Annotated in this window: 15 protein-coding genes; 5 read left to right on the top strand and 10 right to left on the bottom strand. The window is 70.4% G+C overall.

What is annotated here, in order from left to right:
• Positions 1-122 precede the first annotated feature (122 nt).
• Both ACFWP7_RS22080 and ACFWP7_RS22075 read right to left on the bottom strand, forming a co-directional pair.
• Entirely contained in the window at positions 123-797 is a 675-nt protein-coding gene (locus ACFWP7_RS22080) for a CBS domain-containing protein (RefSeq protein WP_384383347.1), read from the bottom strand.
• A 42-nt stretch (positions 798-839) separates the two neighbouring features.
• The gene (locus tag ACFWP7_RS22075) at positions 840-1,304 is read right to left on the bottom strand and encodes a cyclic nucleotide-binding domain-containing protein (RefSeq protein ID WP_384383345.1); all 465 of its coding nucleotides are present in this window, start codon (positions 1,302-1,304) and stop codon (positions 840-842) included.
• Between the two features lie 278 nt (positions 1,305-1,582).
• On the opposite strand from ACFWP7_RS22075, the gene ACFWP7_RS22070 reads away from it, so the two are divergent.
• Genes ACFWP7_RS22070 through ACFWP7_RS22060 form a run of 3 tightly spaced genes read left to right on the top strand, consistent with a single transcriptional unit; the run spans position 1,583 to position 6,006 of the window.
• Positions 1,583-2,491 (top strand): universal stress protein, encoded by a 909-nt coding sequence (locus ACFWP7_RS22070; protein ID WP_384383344.1) that lies wholly within the window; start codon positions 1,583-1,585, stop codon positions 2,489-2,491.
• A 22-nt stretch (positions 2,492-2,513) separates the two neighbouring features.
• Positions 2,514-5,144 carry a pyruvate, phosphate dikinase gene (gene ppdK, locus ACFWP7_RS22065; protein WP_384383342.1) on the top strand — a complete coding sequence of 877 codons (2,631 nt, stop codon included), beginning with the start codon at positions 2,514-2,516 and terminating at the stop codon, positions 5,142-5,144.
• A 28-nt stretch (positions 5,145-5,172) separates the two neighbouring features.
• Positions 5,173-6,006 (top strand): universal stress protein, encoded by an 834-nt coding sequence (locus ACFWP7_RS22060; protein ID WP_384383341.1) that lies wholly within the window; start codon positions 5,173-5,175, stop codon positions 6,004-6,006.
• 133 nt (positions 6,007-6,139) lie between these two features.
• Here the strand turns inward: ACFWP7_RS22060 and pflA are convergent, their stop codons facing one another.
• The 6 genes from pflA to ACFWP7_RS22030 all read right to left on the bottom strand — a co-directional run bounded on the left by pflA (position 6,140) and on the right by ACFWP7_RS22030 (position 14,726).
• Positions 6,140-6,883: a pyruvate formate-lyase-activating protein gene (gene pflA / locus ACFWP7_RS22055; protein WP_384383403.1), complete on the bottom strand. Its 744-nt coding sequence runs from the start codon at positions 6,881-6,883 to the stop codon at positions 6,140-6,142.
• Complete coding sequence (pflB, locus tag ACFWP7_RS22050) at positions 6,874-9,132, bottom strand: formate C-acetyltransferase (RefSeq protein WP_384383339.1); 2,259 nt, start codon at positions 9,130-9,132, stop codon at positions 6,874-6,876. The genes pflA and pflB overlap by 10 nt, the downstream gene beginning before the upstream one ends.
• 148 nt (positions 9,133-9,280) lie before the next feature.
• Positions 9,281-10,204: a carbamate kinase gene (locus ACFWP7_RS22045; protein ID WP_384383337.1), complete on the bottom strand. Its 924-nt coding sequence runs from the start codon at positions 10,202-10,204 to the stop codon at positions 9,281-9,283.
• Positions 10,205-10,571: 367 nt separating this feature from the next.
• Complete coding sequence (locus ACFWP7_RS22040; RefSeq protein ID WP_384383335.1) at positions 10,572-13,388, bottom strand: cation-translocating P-type ATPase; 2,817 nt, start codon at positions 13,386-13,388, stop codon at positions 10,572-10,574.
• The gene (locus tag ACFWP7_RS22035) at positions 13,385-13,552 is read right to left on the bottom strand and encodes a hypothetical protein (RefSeq protein WP_384383334.1); all 168 of its coding nucleotides are present in this window, start codon (positions 13,550-13,552) and stop codon (positions 13,385-13,387) included. The genes ACFWP7_RS22040 and ACFWP7_RS22035 overlap by 4 nt, the downstream gene beginning before the upstream one ends.
• Positions 13,553-13,826: 274 nt before the next feature.
• Entirely contained in the window at positions 13,827-14,726 is a 900-nt protein-coding gene (locus ACFWP7_RS22030; protein WP_384383332.1) for a slipin family protein, read from the bottom strand.
• 436 nt (positions 14,727-15,162) lie between these two features.
• Between ACFWP7_RS22030 and ACFWP7_RS22025 the strand changes: the two genes are divergently transcribed.
• Positions 15,163-15,789: a DoxX family protein gene (locus ACFWP7_RS22025; protein WP_384383330.1), complete on the top strand. Its 627-nt coding sequence runs from the start codon at positions 15,163-15,165 to the stop codon at positions 15,787-15,789.
• Between the two features lie 159 nt (positions 15,790-15,948).
• On the top strand, positions 15,949-16,860 hold the full coding sequence (locus ACFWP7_RS22020) for a universal stress protein (protein WP_384383329.1): 912 nt from the start codon (positions 15,949-15,951) through the stop codon (positions 16,858-16,860).
• 34 nt (positions 16,861-16,894) lie between these two features.
• Here ACFWP7_RS22020 and ACFWP7_RS22015 read toward each other — a convergent pair whose 3' ends face one another.
• Positions 16,895-17,545, bottom strand: a complete 651-nt coding sequence (locus ACFWP7_RS22015; protein ID WP_384383327.1) for a helix-turn-helix domain-containing protein — start codon at positions 17,543-17,545, stop codon at positions 16,895-16,897.
• 400 nt (positions 17,546-17,945) lie between these two features.
• Positions 17,946-19,160 (bottom strand): IS110 family transposase, encoded by a 1,215-nt coding sequence (locus ACFWP7_RS22010; RefSeq protein WP_384383326.1) that lies wholly within the window; start codon positions 19,158-19,160, stop codon positions 17,946-17,948.
• Positions 19,161-19,188 lie beyond the last annotated feature (28 nt).

The raw sequence follows: 19,188 nt of genomic DNA, 5'->3' as shown, positions 1-19,188 counted from the left end.
TCACTGATGGACTACGGAGTACGGACCACATGCCGACTGTGACAACGATCCTCACCCTTCCGGTCCGGATGCACTAGGGCCGACCGGTCCAACCCGACGGCGGTCCTCGGTTCGGCCGCCGGTCACTGCTCCGGGCGGCGCGCCGGGCGCGTGAGCTCGCACTTCACGTCCACCACACCTTCGACGGCCCGCACCAGGCGTGTGGCCACCGGCACCAGAGAGGTGTCCCTGACGCGTCCGGCAAGGGTGACGACCCCGTCCTTCACCTGCACACGGACGAGCGAGTACGACGCGGGGAACCGATACGACACGACTTCCCTGCGGACCTCCTCGGCGACTTCCTCGTCGTCCCGCAGGAACACCTTCAGGAGATCTCCGCGGCTGACAACGCCTTCCAGCCGGCCTGTGTCATCGACGACAGGGAGCCGCTTGACCTTGGCGTGCGCCATGGTGCGGGCGGCCTGCGCAAGGGTCGCGGTCGTGTGGACGGTCAGGGCCGGGGACGTCGTCAGCTCCTCGGCGGTCACGGCGCCGGCCTTGGCCAGATCGGAGAAACGCCGCAGCTGTGTGTAGCCGTCGGGGTCCGCGTCGTGGAACTCCTCCTTGTACAGCAGGTCGGCTTCGGAGACGACTCCGACCACCCGGCCCTCGCCATCACCCTTGCCCTCCAGAACGGGAAGGGCGCTGACCTTCCACTGTTCCATCAGCTGCACGATCTCCTTGAAGTCGGCGCTGCGGCCGATGGAGGCGACGGTATGGGTCATCACGTCGCTCACCATGTGCGGGGTGCCGCACACGGTGACTCCTTGGTCGGTTCCGACGATTCCATCGTGGTCGGGTCAGCGAGAGTTGCCGCTGCCGTAGGGCGCGTACACGTCCAGCAAGCGGGTCCTCGCCGACCGCAGCCGGCGGGCGACGACATCTCCCACCCACTGGGTCAGGGCCATTCCCAGCGCGGGATCAGCCCGCCCCATGGCCCGTACCGCCTCGGCGTCGAACTCGTAGGCACGCACCGGACTCTGCGTCTCGGCGCCCAGACACCAGGCGTGCGGTCCGAACAGCCAGGACCAGCCGACGAGTTCGTTGTGCCCGAGTGTCTCGATGACGGCCGCTTGGCGACCGGGCACGTGCATGTCGAGGGCGATGGTGCCGGTGCGGATGATCCAGAACCGGTCGGCGCGTCCGCCCTCCTTGAAGAGGCGGGTGCCCTGCGGGAACGACACCTCGCGGGCGAGGCGCATCAGCTGTTCACGGGGCTCGGCGGGCAACGCCCGCAGCATGGTGGATGTAGGGGATGCGTTCATGGTCCTGCCTCTTCCCGGAGCGCGACGCTGCCTACTCCAAATCTCTGCCCGTCCCCCCTCCTCCGCCATGGGCCACCCGGCCCCCCGGGCCGGGCCGCTTGGCGATCGGCCAGGGCGATCGGCATGGCCGTCCTTGGGGGCGTGCACGGGGCGGGACAGCATCAGGGCCGAAGGGCCCACCGCAAGGGCCTGCCCGGCCTCTGCGCCAGTGCTCGCCCCGGTAGCAGGCTCGATGGAGGAAGAGGAACCCACGGGCAGCAACGCTGGAGGTACGGATCATGCTTCGACACGTCACCGCGGGGATCGACGGCTCTCCCGAAAGCCTGGCCGCCGCGCACTGGGCGGCCCGGGAAGCTGCGCGCCGGGGCACCGCGCTGCGTCTGGTGCATGCCTGGGAGTGGCATCCGCGTCCGGCACCGTCCGTGCCCGCGGACATGTCCCAACGGGCCTGGGCCGAGGGCCTGCCGGAACGGGTGGCGGACAGCATGCGCGCCGCGCACCCAGGTCTGCAGGTCACCGGCCAGGCGGTGGCGGACTCCCCGGTCGCTGTCCTTCTCAGGGCGGCCGAGGAGTCCGAACTACTGGTCCTCGGTTCCCGTGGATTCGGCGGCGTCGCGGGGTTCCTGATGGGGTCGGTGTCACAGCGAGTCGCCGCCAGGGCACCCCGTCCCGTGGTGTTGGTGAGGGTGGGCGGGAGCACCGCCGATGAGCACTTCTCGGCACCGGACGGCATTTCCCCGGACGAGATACCCGGGATCCCGTACCGCGATGTCGTACTCGGTCTCGACACCGGCCGGCCCTGCGAGGAACTGATCGAGTTCGCCTTCGACGCCGCCGGGCGCCGGGACTCCTCACTGCAGGTGATCCACACCTTCAGCCGTCCGCCGGACTTCGAGGCGATGGACGCGCTCGTCCCGGTGAGGGGCCCGGAGCTGCTCGCCGAGCACCAGCACGCGGTGACCGCCGTACTTCGCCCCTGGTGCGAGAAGTTCTCCGAGGTCGCCGTCGTCGAGAGCGTCACCGAAGGACGTGCGGCCGACGAGCTGATCAGCGCCTCGGCCGGCGCGGCCCTCCTCGTGGTGGGACGCCGCAGGCGCGAAACCCGTCTCGGCACCCACATCGGCCCCGTCGCACACGCGGCGCTGCATCACGCGCCCTGCCCCGTCGCCGTCGTCCCGCACGCCTGAACAAGCCCGGAGGGTGAGAGAGATGACCAGGTACGTGTACGCCTTCGCCGAGGGCGGCCGTGACATGGCCGACGTGCTCGGCGGCAAGGGGGCGAACCTCGCGGAGATGACCCGCCTGGGACTGCCCGTGCCCCCTGGCTTCACCGTCACCACGCGCGCCTGCCGGGAGTACCTGGCCACCGGCGCGGAACCCGAGGAGCTGGGCGCCCAGGTCGCCGATGCCCTGGCCGAGTTGGAGCGCCGGGTGGGCCGCGGGCTGGGCGGGCGGGACAACCCGCTGCTGCTGTCCGTGCGCTCGGGCAGCAAGTTCTCGATGCCCGGGATGATGGAGACGATCCTCGACATCGGCCTCGGCGACGAGTCCGTCCTCGCCCTGGCCAAGGCCACCGGCCGGGAGCGCTCCGCGTGGGACTCCTACCGCCGGCTCCTCCAGATGTACGGCCGTACCGTCCTCGGCATCGCTCCGGAACTGTTCGACCGACACGGACCCACCGACGACCCCGCCCAGCTCGTCGAGGACTTCAAGAAGGTGATCCGGGACGCGACCGGTGAGGAGTTCCCGCAGGACCCGGCCGAGCAGCTGTACCGCGCGATCCGGGCGGTCTTCCGCTCCTGGAACAGCGAGCGTGCCCGCCTCTACCGGCGGCGCGAGAACATCCCCGACGACCTGGGCACCGCCGTCAACATCCAGGTCATGGTCTTCGGCAACCTCGGCCCGGACTCCGGCACCGGCGTCGCCTTCACCCGCGACCCGGCGACCGGGGCCCGCGGTGTCTACGGCGACTACCTGCCCAACGCCCAGGGCGAGGACGTCGTCGCCGGTATCCGCAACGCCGTACCGCTCGCCGAACTGGACCGCCTCGACCCGAGCTCGTACCGGCAACTCGTCGCTCACATGGGAACCCTTGAGCACCAGTACCGCGACCTGTGCGACATCGAGTTCACGGTCGAGCGCGGCACGCTCTGGATGCTCCAGACCCGGGTCGGCAAGCGCACCGCCGAGGCTGCGTTCCGCATCGCCGAGGCACTCGTCGACGAAAAGGTGATCGACGAGGACGAGGCGCTGACCCGCGTCGGCGGGGCGCGGCTCGCCCGGCTGATGTTCCCTCGTTTCGAAGCCCACGCGGACACGAAACCGCTGGCGCACGGCGTCCCCGCCTCTCCCGGCGCGGCCGTCGGCGCGATCGTCTTCGACTCGGCGGAGGCCGTACGCCGTGCCGCGACGGGGGACAAGGTGATCCTCGTACGCTGTGAGACCACCCCCGACGATCTGCCCGGAATGGTCGCCGCCGAGGCCGTACTGACCAGCCGCGGCGGCAAGACCAGCCACGCGGCCGTCGTGGCGCGCGGCATGGGCAAGGTCTGTGTGTGCGGCGCCGACGAGCTGACGGTGGACATCGGGGCACGGACGCTCACCGCACCCGACCAGGCCGTACTCGCCGAAGGCACGGTGATCTCCGTGGACGGCACCGCGGGCACGGTCCACCTCGGCGCGCTGCCGCGGGCCGACTCGCCCGTCGGCCACTTCCTGGACACCGGGGAGCGGGACGGCGCTCTGACCGACGCCGTGGCCCGCGCTCTCGAACACGCCGACTCCGTAAGGCGATTGGGAGTGCATGCCAACGCCGACACCCCCGAGGACGCGGCCCGCGCCCGCCGCTACGGAGCCGAGGGCATCGGCCTGTGCCGCACCGAGCACATGTTCCTCGGTGAACGGCGTGGCCTCGTCGAGGCGATGATCCTGGCCGAGGACGAGACCGGTCGGCGCGCTGCCCTGGACGCCCTCCTGCCGCTCCAACGGGCCGACTTCACCGGAATCCTGGCCGCCATGGACGGGCTGCCGGTGACGATCCGCCTCATCGACCCGCCGCTGAACGAGTTCCTGCCCGACCGCACCGAACTCGCCGTACGCGTCGCCACCCACCCGACCATCCGCGACCGACATCTGCTGACAGCCGTCGAGCGGATGCACGAGAGCAACCCCATGCTGGGGCTGCGCGGCGTGCGCCTGGGACTCGTCGTCCCGGGTCTGGTCGAGATGCAGGTACGGGCGATCGCCGAGGCCGTCGTGGAACGGCTGCGGGCCGGCGGGGACCCCCAGGCCGAGATCATGGTGCCGCTGGTCGGCACGGTCGAGGAACTGCGGATCGTGCGGGACACGGCGCAGCGCGTGCTGGCCGAAGTGTCGGACACCTCCGAGCTCACGGTCCACTGCCCCATCGGCACGATGATCGAACTGCCCCGTGCCGCGCTGACCGCCGGCCGTATCGCCGAAGCCGCCGACTTCTTCTCCTTCGGCACCAACGACCTGACCCAGACCGCCTGGGGCCTGTCCCGCGACGACGCCGAAGCGTCCTTCTTCCCCGCCTACCTGTCCCAGGGCATCTTCGCCGCCTCCCCCTTCGAGACCCTCGACCGCGAGGGCGTCGGCCGACTGGTCCGCATCGCCGTCGAGGAGGGCCGCGCCACGAAGCCCGGCCTGAAGATCGGCGTCTGCGGAGAACACGGCGGCGACCCCGACTCCATCCGCTTCTTCCACGACACCGGCCTCGACTACGTCTCCTGCTCGCCGTTCCGCGTGCCGGCCGCCCGCCTCGAAGCGGGCCGAGCCGCCCTCGCGAACCGGGCCGACGGCGCGTCGGCCGCCGCCTAGCCAGCACCAGCCAAGGGGAGGGACAGACATGACCACCCGTCATGTGACAGTAGGCGTGGACGGTTCGCTCGTCGCCGTACGGGCCCTTGACCGGGCCTGTGAAGAGGCTGTACTGCGCGGCGCCGTGCTGGACATCGTGTACGCCGTGCCCGACCTCGACGAGGCCGGTCCGATACTGGCTTCCGCCGCCTCTCGGGTGCGTGACCGTCACCCCGGCCTGCCGTTCACGGCCTGTGCCGTCGAGGGCGGACCGGTCCAGGCGCTGGTGCGTCACGGCCGGGGCGCCGAGCTCACCGTGGTCGGCACCCGCGGGCTCGGCGGCGTGGCCGGTCTGCTGCTCGGCTCGGTGAGTCTGCGGCTGGCCGCGCACACGTACGGCCCGCTGCTCGTCGTACGAGGGGATCGCGGGCCCGCGAGTCGTGGCGAGGTGTTGCTCGGCCTGGAGAGCAACACCGATGCGGATGCCGCCGTGTTCGCCTTCGCGGAGGCGGCGCGCCACGGAGCCCGACTGCGCGTACTGAACGCCCGGCCACGTCGCTACCTGGCGCCCGAACTCCCGCCCCTGGTGCACTCGCGTCAGATGGAGAACGACGGCATCCGACAGGTTCGAACCGGACAGACCGCGCCCCGCCTCGCGGTGGCCGGGCCAAGACAGTGGTACCCCCATGCCGAGGCAGGGACCCGCACGGTCCGGACCGGTCCGGCACCCGCACTGCTGGAAGCGACCCACGGGGCCGCGGTCGTGATCGTCAGCGCCCGCCGCGGACCCCACCGGCTCGGCCGACAACTGGGCCCGGTCACCCACGCCTTGCTGAACCACTCCCACTGCCCGGTCGTGATCGTCCCCACCGCGGCCGTGTAGACGCGATGCAGCGAGAACCACCGACCGCCCGAGGGCGGTCGGTGGAGCAGACCTGCAAGCGCCTCGTACCGCTCCGGCGGGCCCGGCGCAACCACCGTCCATGCTATGCCGCCGGTCACCAGTGGCCCCGGCTTCAGAAGGCCGTGAGCCCCTGCTCCCTGAACTGCTCGCGCACCCGCTCGGTCAGCGCTGGTTCGGGAGCCGGGTTGTCACGCAGCGGGAAGGGGATCGCGAGAGCGTCGTACTTCGAGGCGCCCAGCTTGTGGAACGGCAGAACGTCCACCCGGCCGACATTGCCGAGGCCGGCGACGAAGCGGGCGAGCCCGGCGACGGCCTGCTGGTCATCGGTCCAGCCGGGCACCAGGACATAGCGGATCCACACGGGGATCCCCAGGCGGTCCAGACGCGTGGCGAAGTTGAGAGTGGGCGCGAGCTCTCCGCCGGTCAGCTTCCGGTACGTACGGATGTCGAAGGACTTGATGTCCAGCAGCACCAGGTCGGTGTCGGCGAGCAGTTCGTCGGTGGCGCGGGCGCCGAGGACGCCGGAGGTGTCGATGGCCGTGTGCAGTCCCGCCTCCTTGCAGCGGCGCAGGATCGCGGCGGTGAAGGCGGGTTGGAGCAGTGGCTCGCCGCCCGTGATGGTTACCCCGCCGCCGGCCGTGGTGATGAAGTCCCGGTACTTCTCGATCTCCGCCATCACCTCGTCGACCGTGACCTCCCGCCCGTCCCGCATGTGCCAGGTGTCGGGGTTGGCGCAGTACAGGCAGCGCAGCGGGCAACCGCTGACGAAGAGGACGAACCGGGTCCCGGGACCGTCCACGCCGGTGGACAGGTCCCAGGAGTGGATCCGGCCCGCCGGCGTGGTCTTCACAGCGATCCGTGGAAGGTGCGGCTGATCACGTCGAGCTGCTGCTCGCGGGTCAGCCGGACGAAGTTGACGGCGTAGCCGGAGACCCGGATGGTCAACTCCGGGTATTTCTCCGGGTGTTCCATCGCATCCTCCAGCGTGGCCCGGTCCAGGACGTTGACGTTCATGTGGAAGCCGCCGGAGGCCGTGTAGGCGTCGAGGATCCCGACCAGGTTGCCCGCGCGCTCGGCGGGCGCGTGCCCCAGCCCTTCCGGGGTGATCGTCGTGGTCAGCGAGATGCCGTCACGGGCCTGCCCGTACGGCAGCTTGGCGACCGAGAGCGCGGAGGCGGCCACTCCGTGCCGGTCGCGGCCGTTCATGGGGTTGGCGCCGGGCGCGAAGGACTGTCCGGCGCGGCGGCCGTCGGGGGTGTTGCCGGTGTGCTTGCCGTAGACGACGTTGGAGGTGATCGTCAGCACCGACTGGGTGTGCTCGGCGTCCCGATAGGTCGGGTGCTCGCGCACCTTGGCCATGAACGACTCGACCAGCCCGACCGCGATGGCGTCGACACTGTCGTCGTTGTTGCCGTACGCCGGCCAGTCGCCCTCGATCTCGTAGTCCACGGCCAGCCCGGTGTCGTCCCGGATCACCTTCACCCGTGCGTACTTGACCGCGGAAAGGCTGTCGGCGGCGACGGACAGACCGGCGATGCCGCAGGCCATGAAGCGGTGGACGGGGTGGTCGTGCAGCGCCATCTCGACGCGCTCGTAGGCGTACTTGTCGTGCATGAAGTGGATGACGTTGAGCGTGTTGACGTACGTCGCCGCAAGCCAGTCCAGCATCCGGTCGTACGCCGCTGTCAGTTCCGCGTACTCCAGGTACTCGCCGGTCAATGCGGGCGTGTTGGGCGCTACCTGCTCACCGCTCATCTCGTCCCGGCCACCGTTGATCGCGTAAAGCAGCGCCTTGGCGAGGTTGACCCGGGCCCCGAAGAACTGCATCTGCTTACCCACCGCCATCGCCGACACACAGCACGCGATCGCGGTGTCGTCGCCGGTGTTCGGACGTATCAGGTCGTCGGACTCGTACTGGACGGCGCTGGTGTCGATCGACACCTGGGCACAGAACTCCTTGAATCCCGACGGCAGTCGGGGCGACCACAGCACGGTCAGGTTGGGCTCCGGCGCGGGGCCGAGGTTGTAGAGCGTCTGGAGGAAGCGGAAGGAAGTGCGGGTGACCAGCGATCGGCCGTCCTCGCCTACGCCGCCGATGGACTCGGTCACCCAGGTCGGGTCGCCGGAGAACAGCGCGTCGTACTCGGGGGTGCGCAGGAACCGTACGATCCGCAGCTTGATCACGAAGTCGTCGATCAGCTCCTGGCCACGGGTCTCGTCGAGGACCCCATCGTCCAGGTCCCGCTGGAGGTAGACGTCCAGGAAGGTGGAAGTGCGGCCCAGCGACATCGCGGCGCCGTTCTGCTCCTTCACGGCGGCCAGGTAGCCGAGGTAGAGCCACTGCACAGCCTCGTGGGCGGTCGTCGCGGGCCGCGAGACGTCACAGCCGTACGTGGCCGCCATCCGCGTCAGCTCACCCAACGCCCGCATCTGCTCGGCGAGTTCCTCACGGTCCCGGATGGTGTCCGCCGTCGAAGGACGGGCGTCGAGGAGCGCGCGCTCTGCACGCTTGGCGTGCGCGAGGAAGGCGGTGCCGTACAGCGCGACGCGCCGGTAGTCGCCGATGATCCGGCCGCGGCCGTAGGAGTCCGGCAGCCCGGTGATGATCCCCGCCTTGCGGGCGGCCCGCATCTCAGGGGTATAGGCGTCGAAGACGCCGTCGTTGTGGGTCTTGCGGTACGTCCCGAAGACCCGCGTGACGAAGGGGTCGGACTCGTAGCCATATGCCTTGAGACTGTTCTCGACCATCCGCAGGCCGCCGTTCGGCATGATCGCGCGCTTCAGCGGGGCATCGGTCTGCAGGCCGACGATCAGCTCCCGCTCCCGTTCGATGTACCCGGGCGCGTGCGAGGTGATCGTCGACGGGGTCGCGGTGTCGACGTCGAGGATGCCCCTGCGCCGCTCCTCCGGGAACAGTGCACTGACCTTCTCCCACACGGCTCGGGTGCGGTCTGTCGGGCCTGCCAGGAAGGCCGAATCGCCCTCGTACGGCGTGTAGTTGGCCTGGATGAAGTCGCGTACGTCGATACCGTCGCGCCACCGTGTCCCAGCGAAGCCACGCCATGCCCTGGGCGCCCGCGTTCCGGCCGTCACTGTCACTGTCATCGCCGGTTCTTCCTTGCCTCGTACTGGAATGTCTCCGCTTCGATCCTCGCGACGCGCGGCGGCCCGCGGGGAGGGCCGGGCAGTGCACAGGACTCCACCGTCCGTCCCCAAGTGGGGACCGTTCGGCCCGTCCTCCCGTCACGGCTTCTCATCCGACGGGCGGATCCGGCCGGACGAGCGTGCCCGACCGGCCGTGGACGATCTCGTACGCCGCATCCAGGGCACCGATCGCGGCCGGCCCGCCGGTCCGCTCGACGAACCGTGCGGCGGCCTCGGCCTTGGGCCCCATCGAACCGTCGGGGAAGCCGCCCCGGCGCAGCTCGGCAGGGGTGGCGTGGAGAACGGGCCGCTGGGCCGGGGTGCCGTAACCGGAATAGACGCAGGGAACGTCCGTGAGGATGAGCAGGAAGTCGGCCTTCAGGTCCTCGGCGAGCAGCGCCGCAGTGAGGTCCTTGTCGACGACGGCTTCCACGCCGGTCACCGCGCCGGTGACGGGGTCGGCGGTAACGGGGACTCCTCCGCCGCCCCCGCAGATGACGAGCGTGCCGCTGTTCAGCAGTTCGTGGACGATCTCGGCCTCCAGGATCCGCTCGGGCGCCGGAGAGGCGACGACGCGACGCAGGCCCGTGCCGTCCGCCGCGACGTGCCAGCCCCGTTCCCGGGCGAGAGACACCGCCGACTCGCGCGGATACACCGGGCCGACGAACTTGGTGGGCCGGTCGAATGCGGGGTCGTCGGCCCGCACCAGGGTGTGGGTGACCAGCGCGGCGATCCTGCGCCCGGGCAGGGCGTTGTGCAGCGTGCGGGCCAGCAGGGAACCGATCAGGCCCTGGGTCTGGGCGCCGAGCATGTCCAGCGGATAGGGGGCGCTCAGGGCGGGATCGGCCGCGCTCTCGAAGGCGAGCAGGCCGATCTGCGGCCCGTTGCCGTGCGTGATGACGATCTCGTGATCGTGGGCGAGGGCCGCGAGCGCGGTGGTCACCCGGTCGATGTTCGCCTGCTGGACGGCCGCGTCGGGGCGTTCGCCGCGGTGCAGCAGGGCGTTGCCGCCGAGGGCGACGACGATACGCATGGGTCAGTCCTCCAGTGTGGCGACGAGCGTGCCGGTTTCGCCGGAGTCGAGGCCGGTGTGCTCGACGAGTTCCCGACGTCGGAGTCCGGGCAGGCGGGGTGCGCAGTACGTCGAGGTTCCCGGGGACGGTGCGGATGCGTCGGACGGTCCGCCTCCAGCGTCGTGGCCGAAGCGGACGCGCTGCAGGGGCCGTAGGTCCCCGGACGGGGCCAATCGGCTCTCTGTGGGCGGGGACGGAGTCCGTCCGGGAGGTGCGAGGCCCAGCCGTCAGCCCAGGGCACAGGCGCTCTCCGCCGGGAACCCATGCGTCCCCACGACCCGTGGGCAGGGACCGTATGCCCTCTGTTGCGGCAGCGGTCCGGGGCTTCTACTCGCTCCGCATCGTGGGCCGGGGAACCGCCTTACGACGTCGGCGTCGGGCGCGGCGGAGTTCGTCGGCGCCCCACACGATGAAGGGGAACGGTGCGACCGTGGCCAGTTCGGCCGGTCCCAGGGCGGCTGTGCCGAACAGCGACTGGACCAGCGGCAGATAGATCACGGCTGCGGCGAACAGCAGAGTGAAGCCGATTCCGGCCAGCAGGGCGCGGTTGGTGAAGAAGCCGACCGAGCGCAGTGAGGCGTGGTCGGTGCGGGCGGCGAAGGCGGTGCCGATCTGGCAGGCGACAATGCCCAGCCAGGCGGTGGTGGAGGCCTGGAGATAGTCGTGGTGCAGCGGGGAGTTCGCGCCGACCGGGTCGCCGGGGTGCCAGCCGGCTCTGGTGAGTGTGAGGAAGTAGCCGGCCATCATGAGCGTCGCCGAGATCATTCCGAGGAAGGCCCAGGCCCGGACCAGCAGGGCCCGGTCGATCACACCGTCGGTGCGCTTGCGGGGCGGGCGGTCCATGAGGCCGGGTTCGGCCGGTTCGCGGGACAGCGCGAGTGCGGGCAGGGTGTCGGTACCCAGGTCGATGGCAAGGATCTGCATCACGGTCAGCGGCAGCGGTACGAGGCCGCCGCACAGGGCGAACACCAGGAACGGGACGATCTCGGGCAGCAGGTGGGAGAAGATGTAGAGGATGAACTTGCGGACGTTGTCATAGACGCGGCGTCCGGCTTCGATCGCGGCGATGATGGTGGCGAAGTCGTCGTCGGTCAGCACCATGGTGGCGGCTTCCCGGGCCACGTCGGTACCGGAGCGTCCCATGGCGATGCCGATGTCCGCGCGGCGCAGTGCGGGTGCGTCGTTGACCCCGTCGCCGGTCATGGCAATGACCTGCCCCTGGGCGCGCAGGGCGTCGGCGATCCGCAGTTTCACCTCCGGTGCGCTCCGGGCGAAGACCAGCTCCTGGCCAGAGTTCAGCAGCGCGTCCAGGTCCGCTTCACTGAGGGTGTCGAGCGCCGCGTCAGTGATCACGCGGGTGCCCTCGGGACCTGTGCCGATGCCGACCCGGCGGGCGATCGCGGCGGCGGTCAGGCCGTTGTCCCCGGTGACCACGTGGACGCGGATGCCGGCCCGGTGGGCCTGCTCGATCGCGGCGGCGACGTGCGGGCGGGGCGGGTCGAGCATGGCCACCAGGCCCAGCAGGCACAGGCCGTCCTCGATAGTGGCGCGGTCGGTCGCCACGGGTTCACCGGCGGTGGATTCTCGGCGGGCGATGGCCAGGACCCGCAGGCCCTGGCCGGCGTACTCCTCGACCACCTTGCCAATGGCGGTACGGTCCCGTGCGGTCAGCGGCCGGTCCTCGTCTCCGTCCCCGTCCAGGACGGACCGGGATCGGGCCAGGACCTCCTCGGGAGCACCTTTGACGTGGGCGGTCCAGCTTTCCTGATCCTCACCGGCCCGGTCGATGGTGGACATCAGCTTGAGTCGCGGGTCGAAGGGAAACAGGGTGTGCCGACGGCGATCCCGTTCGGCCGGATCGAGCGCCCGGCCGAGGACGGAGGCCATTTCGAGCAGTGCGATCTCGGTGGGGTCGCCGTGCGCGGGCAGGGCCGGGTCCGGAGAGAGCGTGGCAGTGGTGCACAGTGCGGCCGAGCGGATCAACGCCTCCATGGACGGCGGCAGTTGACCCGTATCAGGCCCGCCGGCATCGGGTGTGGCGGTGTCCGGTTCGACGGTTGCCGTCAGGATCCACAGCCGGGTGATCTTCATCCGGTTCTCGGTCAGCGTGCCGGTCTTGTCGGTGCAGATCACCGTGGTCGATCCCAGGGCCTCCACCGCCGAGAGGCGTTTGACCACCGCGCCGCGCTTGGCGAGGTCGCGCACGCCGACGGCCAGCGCCAGCGTGATCGTGGGCAGCAGTCCCTCCGGGACGTTGGCGACCAGCAAGCCGATGGCGAAGCTGATCGCCGCCGCGATCGACAGTCCGGCGACCAGACCCAGCGGCACGAACGCGACCGCCACGCCAAGGCCCACCGCGGCGATCAGCCAGGCGACCCGTTTGACCTGATGCTCCAACGGGCTCTCGTCCTGCTGGACGCGCTGGCTGAGCGCCGCGACCTTTCCCAGTTCGGTGAGCATGCCGGTGGCGGTGACCACCGCGTGTGCCTGGCCGCCGGTGCAGACCGTGCCGCTGAAGACGACGTCACGGCAGTAGAGCAACGGCCCATCGGTGTCCAGGAGATCGGCTGCCCGGTAGACCGGTACCGACTCGCCGGTCAGGGCCGACAGGTCGACTTCCAGGCTGCCGGTGGACAGGCGCGCGTCCGCGCAGACACGTTCGCCCTCCTCCAATACCAGCAGGTCGCCGGGGACCAGGTCCCCGGCGGCCACCTCCTGCTGCTTGCCGTCGCGGATCACCCGGGCGCGGTCGGGCAAGAACGCCGCCAGAGCTTCCACGGCCTTCTCCGCCTGCGCCTCCTGAACGAACGCGAACACCGCGTTGAGGACGATGACCACGATGATCGCCACCGCCAGGCTCAGCGATCCGGTGACCCCCGCCAGCAGTGCGGCCAGTGCCAGGACCAAGGCCAGCGGGTGGGTGAACTGCCGGGCCAGCTCGCCCGGCCAGCGTCGTCCGCCGCGCCGTACCAAAGCGTTCGGTCCGTGGACGATGAGTCGGCGGGCCGCCTCGCGGCTCGACAGCCCGTCAGGGGAGCTGTTCAGGTCCGCGAACAGGTCGGCCAACGGTTCGCGGGGATCGGGAGCGGGAGGATCAGCACCGGGCGCACCGGTGGCGGGGGCGGAGGCTGTTTGCTGGGTCAACTGCGTTCCTGTTCCATCGCGGTGGCCTGCACGGACTCGCTCACCGGTCCGGGATCACGCCGGGCATCCGTACGGTGGGTGCGGCCCGCGGTGGAGCGGTGGCAGGCCGCAGGCTTGAGGCCCATGGATTCGACCAGGAAAGGCATACGGGCCAGTTCGTTCATGGACTCCGGGCGCGGCGCCGTGTGTCTCTGGATGTGGCCGTACGGCGGGAGAGTTCGGGATCGGACCGGCGGCCGCGGGGAGGCATCGGGCGACCGCACAGGGGCCGCCCGGGTGCATCCGTGTCAACTGGCAGTAAGCGCCAGGGTCCAGGACGTCTGAGCGCCGACGTAGCCCCGTCCGGACCAGGCACAAGGGGACCACCGCCCTGCGCCGCCGTGGCGGTGACCTGCCATGACCGGGCCTGGCAGGTCACCGCCACGGCGACGCGGTTGATCAGACGGTCTTGGCTGCCCCGTTCAGTACCGGGGCGGGATCGGTCCCGGTGTCGTCGGCAGACGGCGGCGCGATGGGCGTGGCGGTCCTGGTGTCGTCGGCCGACGGCAGCGCGGTGGGCGTGGCGGCTGCTGCTGTCTCGCGGGCGAGGAAGGAGCCGAGTTCGCCGATCGTGCTCATGAGGGGGGCGGGGAAGACAACGGTGGTGTTCTTGTCCACGCCGATCTCCACCAGGCTCTGGAGGTTACGGAGTTGGAGTGCGAGCGGGTGGTCCATCATGATGTCCGAGGCGTCGCCGAGTGCCGCGGCGGCCAGTGACTCGCCCTCGGCGTTGATGATTTTGGCGCGCTTCTCGCGCTCGGCCTCGGCCTGCCGGGCCATCGCCCGCTTCATGCTGTCGGGGAGCTGGATGTCCTTGAGCTCCACCAGGGTGACCTCTACGCCCCACTCGGCGGTCGTGACGTCGAGGATCTCGCGAATGTCGAGGTTGATGCGGTCGGTCTCCGAGAGTGTCTCGTCGAGAGTGTGCTGGCCGACGACCTTGCGCAGGGTGGTCTGCGCGATCTGGTCGATCGCCGTGTGGACGTTCTCTATCGCGATGACCGATTTCACCGCGTCCACGACCCGGAAGTAGGCGACCGCCGACACATCGACGCTCACGTTGTCCCTGGTGATGATGCCCTGGGACTGGATCGGCATCGTCACGATCCGCAGCGACACCCGGTGCAGAACATCCACGACCGGGACGATGACCCGCAGCCCCGGTTCCCGTGATCCGACGAGCCGGCCGAACCTGAACAGCACCCCTTGCTCGTACTGCTTGACGACCTTGACGGCCATGGCGAGTACCACCAGGACCAGAAAGATCACGATGGCCAGAAGGAAGATCAGAACTTCCATGGTGCTGCTCCTCAGAATGAGGACCGCGTCGTATCCACGCGAGGTCCCGGAGTACGTCGGCGGAGCAGGGGATCGGCCCGGGCCCGTCCGCAGGGCTGTCGCTGTGGCCTGGTGTGACCTCGACGCGACGAACCGCCCTGCCGTTGATCCAGCATCGCTCGGTGTCCCCGCCCACGGCAGGGGCCGAACGGCCCCCACCTCCCGCCCAGGCAGTGGGTCCGCCCGGAACGGGTAGGCGGCGGCACAGGACGGCAGGACCCTCTCCGGCACCCGTGCGGCTCCGGAGTGGGGAGGGGTAGGGACGTTCGGCCCCTGTGACGGTACCTGTGGGCCCCTGCGGTCCGACCGGTCCGGGCAGGACATTGAGCGCAGGACGACGACGGCACGCGGACCGACACCTGCTACGCCTACCAGACCCCAGACAGGGATGAACATCATGGCTGTACACGAAACTTCCGGCCGGCACACGGGGTTCCACCTCCCGTCGCGACGCAGGGCCGGGACGGCCCAGAGGTCCGGCGAGACCGCGACCGACACGACGGCCACGGCGACCTTCACCCGGGTCTTCGCGGGGCTGCGGATCGTGACCGGGTTCGTCTTCCTGTGGGCCTTCCTCGACAAGACCTTCGGCCTCGGCTACGCCACCGCATCCGGCAAGAGCTGGATTGACGGCGGCTCACCCACCCAGGGCTTCCTCAGCGGCGTCGCCGTCGGACCCATGCAATCCACCTTCCGCTCCTGGGCCGGAGCGGGCTGGGCGAACTGGCTGTTCATGCTCGGCCTGCTCGCCGTCGGCGTCGCGCTGGTCAGCGGCATCGCACTGCGGCTCGCCGCGGTCGCCGGCACAGCCCTGATGGCGTTCATGTGGATCGCCGAATGGCCGCCTGCCAAGTACCTCGCCGACGGCTCGCCCAGCATGTCCAGCAACCCGCTCATCGACTACCACGTCCTGTACGCCGTCGTATTGATCGCCCTCGCGGTCGCGGGCGCCGGCGTTACCTGGGGACTCGGCAGGACCTGGGCGAGCCTCCCTGTGGTCCGCGACCACTCCTGGCTCCGCTGACCCCGGCCGCCCGTACACGGGGGACCGGTAATCCGGTCCCCCGGACACACCTCTGGCAGAGAGCAACGGCACCGCGCGGTCGCACCGGGGCCGGGCCGGACAGCTCGGCCTCCCTCGCTGCCAACCGCAACACACCCACTCCACAAGGAAGTTGGCAGCATGTCCCGCATCATCACCGTAGGCTTGGACGGCTCGCGCGAAAGCCTGGCCGCGGCGGACTGGGCGGCCCGTGAGTCCCTGCTCCGTGATCTGCCCTGCCGCCTCGTATACGCATGGGAAATGCAGTCGTACAACTACCCCACTGCCTACGCGCAGTCGGTTGGGCCGGGGCTGCAGCGCCACTGGGCGGAGCGCGTGCCGCGCGAGGCCGAGGAGGATCTGCGTCACCGCTACCTCGACCTGCGGGTCAGCGCCGACCAGGTCAACGGGCAGCCGGTTCCGGTGCTGCTGGCGGCCGACGACGACGCCGAACTGCTGGTCATAGGATCGCGGGGGCTGAGCGGCATCGGCGGTTTCCTGGTCGGCTCGGTGGCGCTCTCGGTGGTTGCCCGCGCAAGCCACCCGGTGGTCCTGGTACGGGCCGAGGAGCCGAACGCCTCCGTCCCTCGCCCTGCGGAGCCCCCGTTCGGCGAAGTCGTGCTCGGCCTGGACCTGCGGCGGCCCGCCGACGCGCTGATCGAGTTCGCCTTCGACGCCGCCGCCCGTCGAGCATCGGCGCTTCGTGTCATTCACGGCTGGTCCCCGCCGGCCTACTACGGCATGGACACCGGCTTCGGCTACACCTCCGGCGCCGTCACTCCGGGCCTGGGCGGCGAACTGGCCGCACAGGAGGTGATCGGTCTGACCGACGTGCTGCGCCCGTGGCGGGAGAAGTTCCCCGAAGTCGAGGTGACGGAGAAGTCTTTGACCGGCGGAGTCGCTCACCACCTGGTGGAGGCCGCTTCCGGCGCCGGTCTACTGGTCATCGGCCGCCGCAACCGGGACTCGGAGATCGGTACGCACCTCGGCCCGGTGGCCCACGCGGTGATGCACCACGCTGCCGCCCCGGTCGCCGTCGTCCCGCACGACTGACCCAGGCACCACGGACCCACGACCCCGGAGCGGGTCAGCGGACGCTGATACGGCGTCCGCTGACCCGCTCCGGGGCGATGCGCACCCACAGTTCGCGATCGCCGCCCGCCCACGGCGCGGAGCGGGCCGTGTCGACGAGGTGCCGGGCGGCGGGGTCAGACCCGTACTCGGCACGGCCGAGGACGAGAACGCTCCAGCCCTGGCTCAGCGCCTCGTCGATGTGGTCCACCAACGCGGCCTCGGTTCCGGCAGCCAGGGCGGGCGTGGCACCGGGCGCGATCCTGAAGGCGACCGCGCCGTCCACGACCGTGTAGTTGACCGGGACGATGGCGGGTCCGCCGGGTGTGGACACCGAGACGCGTCCCACACCGTGCGTGGACAGCCGGATCCAGCACTCCCCGGGACCCTGCTCCGTCAACTCTGGGTGGTAGGCCGCCTGCCCGATGTCGGGCGGCAAGTCGACATTACTGCCGCGCAGTTGGGCAACAGTGGTCGCCAGTGCGTCGGCCAGCCGGATCAGCAAGCCCGTACTCGGGGCCGCGGTCGGCTGCTCCTCCACGTACCTCAGGTAATCCGGAGCTGTACCCGCAAGCGCGGCCACCTGCTCCCTGCTGACCCCCAACTCCTCGCACCGCGCTGCCAACCGCCGCCCGATGTCTCCGGCGATCCTCATCGGTTCGGACACGCCGATCACTTCCTTCCACGGCCCCTTTGAGCGGGGTCCTGGCTGCAGCTGTCCGAGCAGGTGGAAGACCTGCCGGCTCCCCATTTCCTGGCCCGATTGCGTATCCGCTCCCAGGACCACCTCCCCCGCCGGGCGACGACGACGGGTCTGCGGCACAGGTGGCGTACTGGACATGGTCGAACTGGACATGCCCGTTCCCCTTCCGGTCCGACGGCGCGTCGCGTTGCCGGTACCGGGCCAACCGGGTGGTCAGAATCGTGAGGACGCCACAACGATCGGCGGGCCCCTATCGGGCACGCCCCGCCAGCCCGGCACCGACAACGCACCGTCCCCGACCGACCGCCGTCAAGAACGGACGGCGTATGTCTTCTGAGTGACTCGTTGATGCTCCTATTGGCTGTCAAGCGGCGGTTAGCCAGTCGCGGTAGGCATTGGCGAGGGTGTCGTCGCGGCGGGTGCCGCGTTCGATGCAGGAGATGACTGCGGGCCAGACGTTGAAGTGGTGGGCGGCGGCGGTGAGGGTGATGTTCTTGGCCTGGCGCGCGGGTCGCAGGTCGGCGATGGCGGGGACGGCCACCGCTGTGGTGAGACAGCGGAAGACTTCCCGGGCGATGGCGCGTTTGAGGAGTCGGATGATCTCCTTCTTGGTCCGTCCGGCTTCGGTCTGCCGGGCCACGTAGTCGCGGGTGCGGCCATCGCTCGCCATCCGTACGAGGGTTATCCGGTAGAGAGCGGCGTTGGCGGCGCGGTCGCCGCCCCGGGAGAGACGGTGGCGGTTGGTTTTGCCGCTGGAGGCGGGGACGGGGGCGGCGCCGCACAGGGCTGCCAGGGATGCCTCGGTGCGCAGGCGGTCGGGGTTGCCGCCGGCGGTGATCAGGAGCTGGGCGCCTGTGTCGGGGCCGACACCGTAGGCGGCGCGCAGGCCCGGATTCTCCTGGGTGACGGCTGCGTCCAGTGCCGCGGTGAGTGCATTGTGCTCGGTGGTGAGGGCCTGGACGCGCCGGGCGAGGCTCTTCAGCGCGGTCAGCACGGCGGTATGCAGCTGGTCGCCTGTGGGACGCAGGCGGGCGAGGGCGTCGGTCTGTGCCTTTCCGTGCAGGGCACGGTATTTGGCGCGGATGCTGTCCGGGGCGGTGATGAGGATGTGCCCGATCTGGTTCAGCGTGGCGGTGCGGGCCTTGATCGCGGACCGGGCCGCGTTGTGGAGGGCGCGTATGCCGCTGACGGTGTCGTCCTTCGGCGCGGCTGCCGCCCGTCCGGACAGGACGGCGCGGGCGGCCGCGTAGGCGTCGATCGGGTCGGACTTGCCGATCCGGCGGCGTTCTGCCCTGTCGGGCCGGTTGACCTCCACCACCGTCAGGCCCGCGTGGCGGGCGGCGCGGGTGAACCCGAGGCCGTAGGAGGAGGTTCCCTCCAATCCGACAGCGGCCACGATGCCGTGGGCGTTCAGGAAAGCGACGGCCGCGGCGAAGCCGGCGGTCGTGGTGGGGAACTCGGTGTCGGTGACGTGGCTGCCCTGGTCGGTGACGACCGCCACGTGGATCGTGTCCTTGTGGGAGTCCACTCCGCCGTACACGGTCTCGTGCGCTGTGTCCGTCGTGCCCGCTGCTGTCATGCTGAAGGTGCCTTCCTAGCCGGAGGTG

This window comes from Streptomyces sp. NPDC058470, assembly GCF_042721055.1.
Taxonomy (GTDB): Bacteria; Actinomycetota; Actinomycetes; order Streptomycetales; family Streptomycetaceae; genus Streptomyces.
This window is presented reverse-complemented; position numbering and strand designations above follow the sequence as displayed.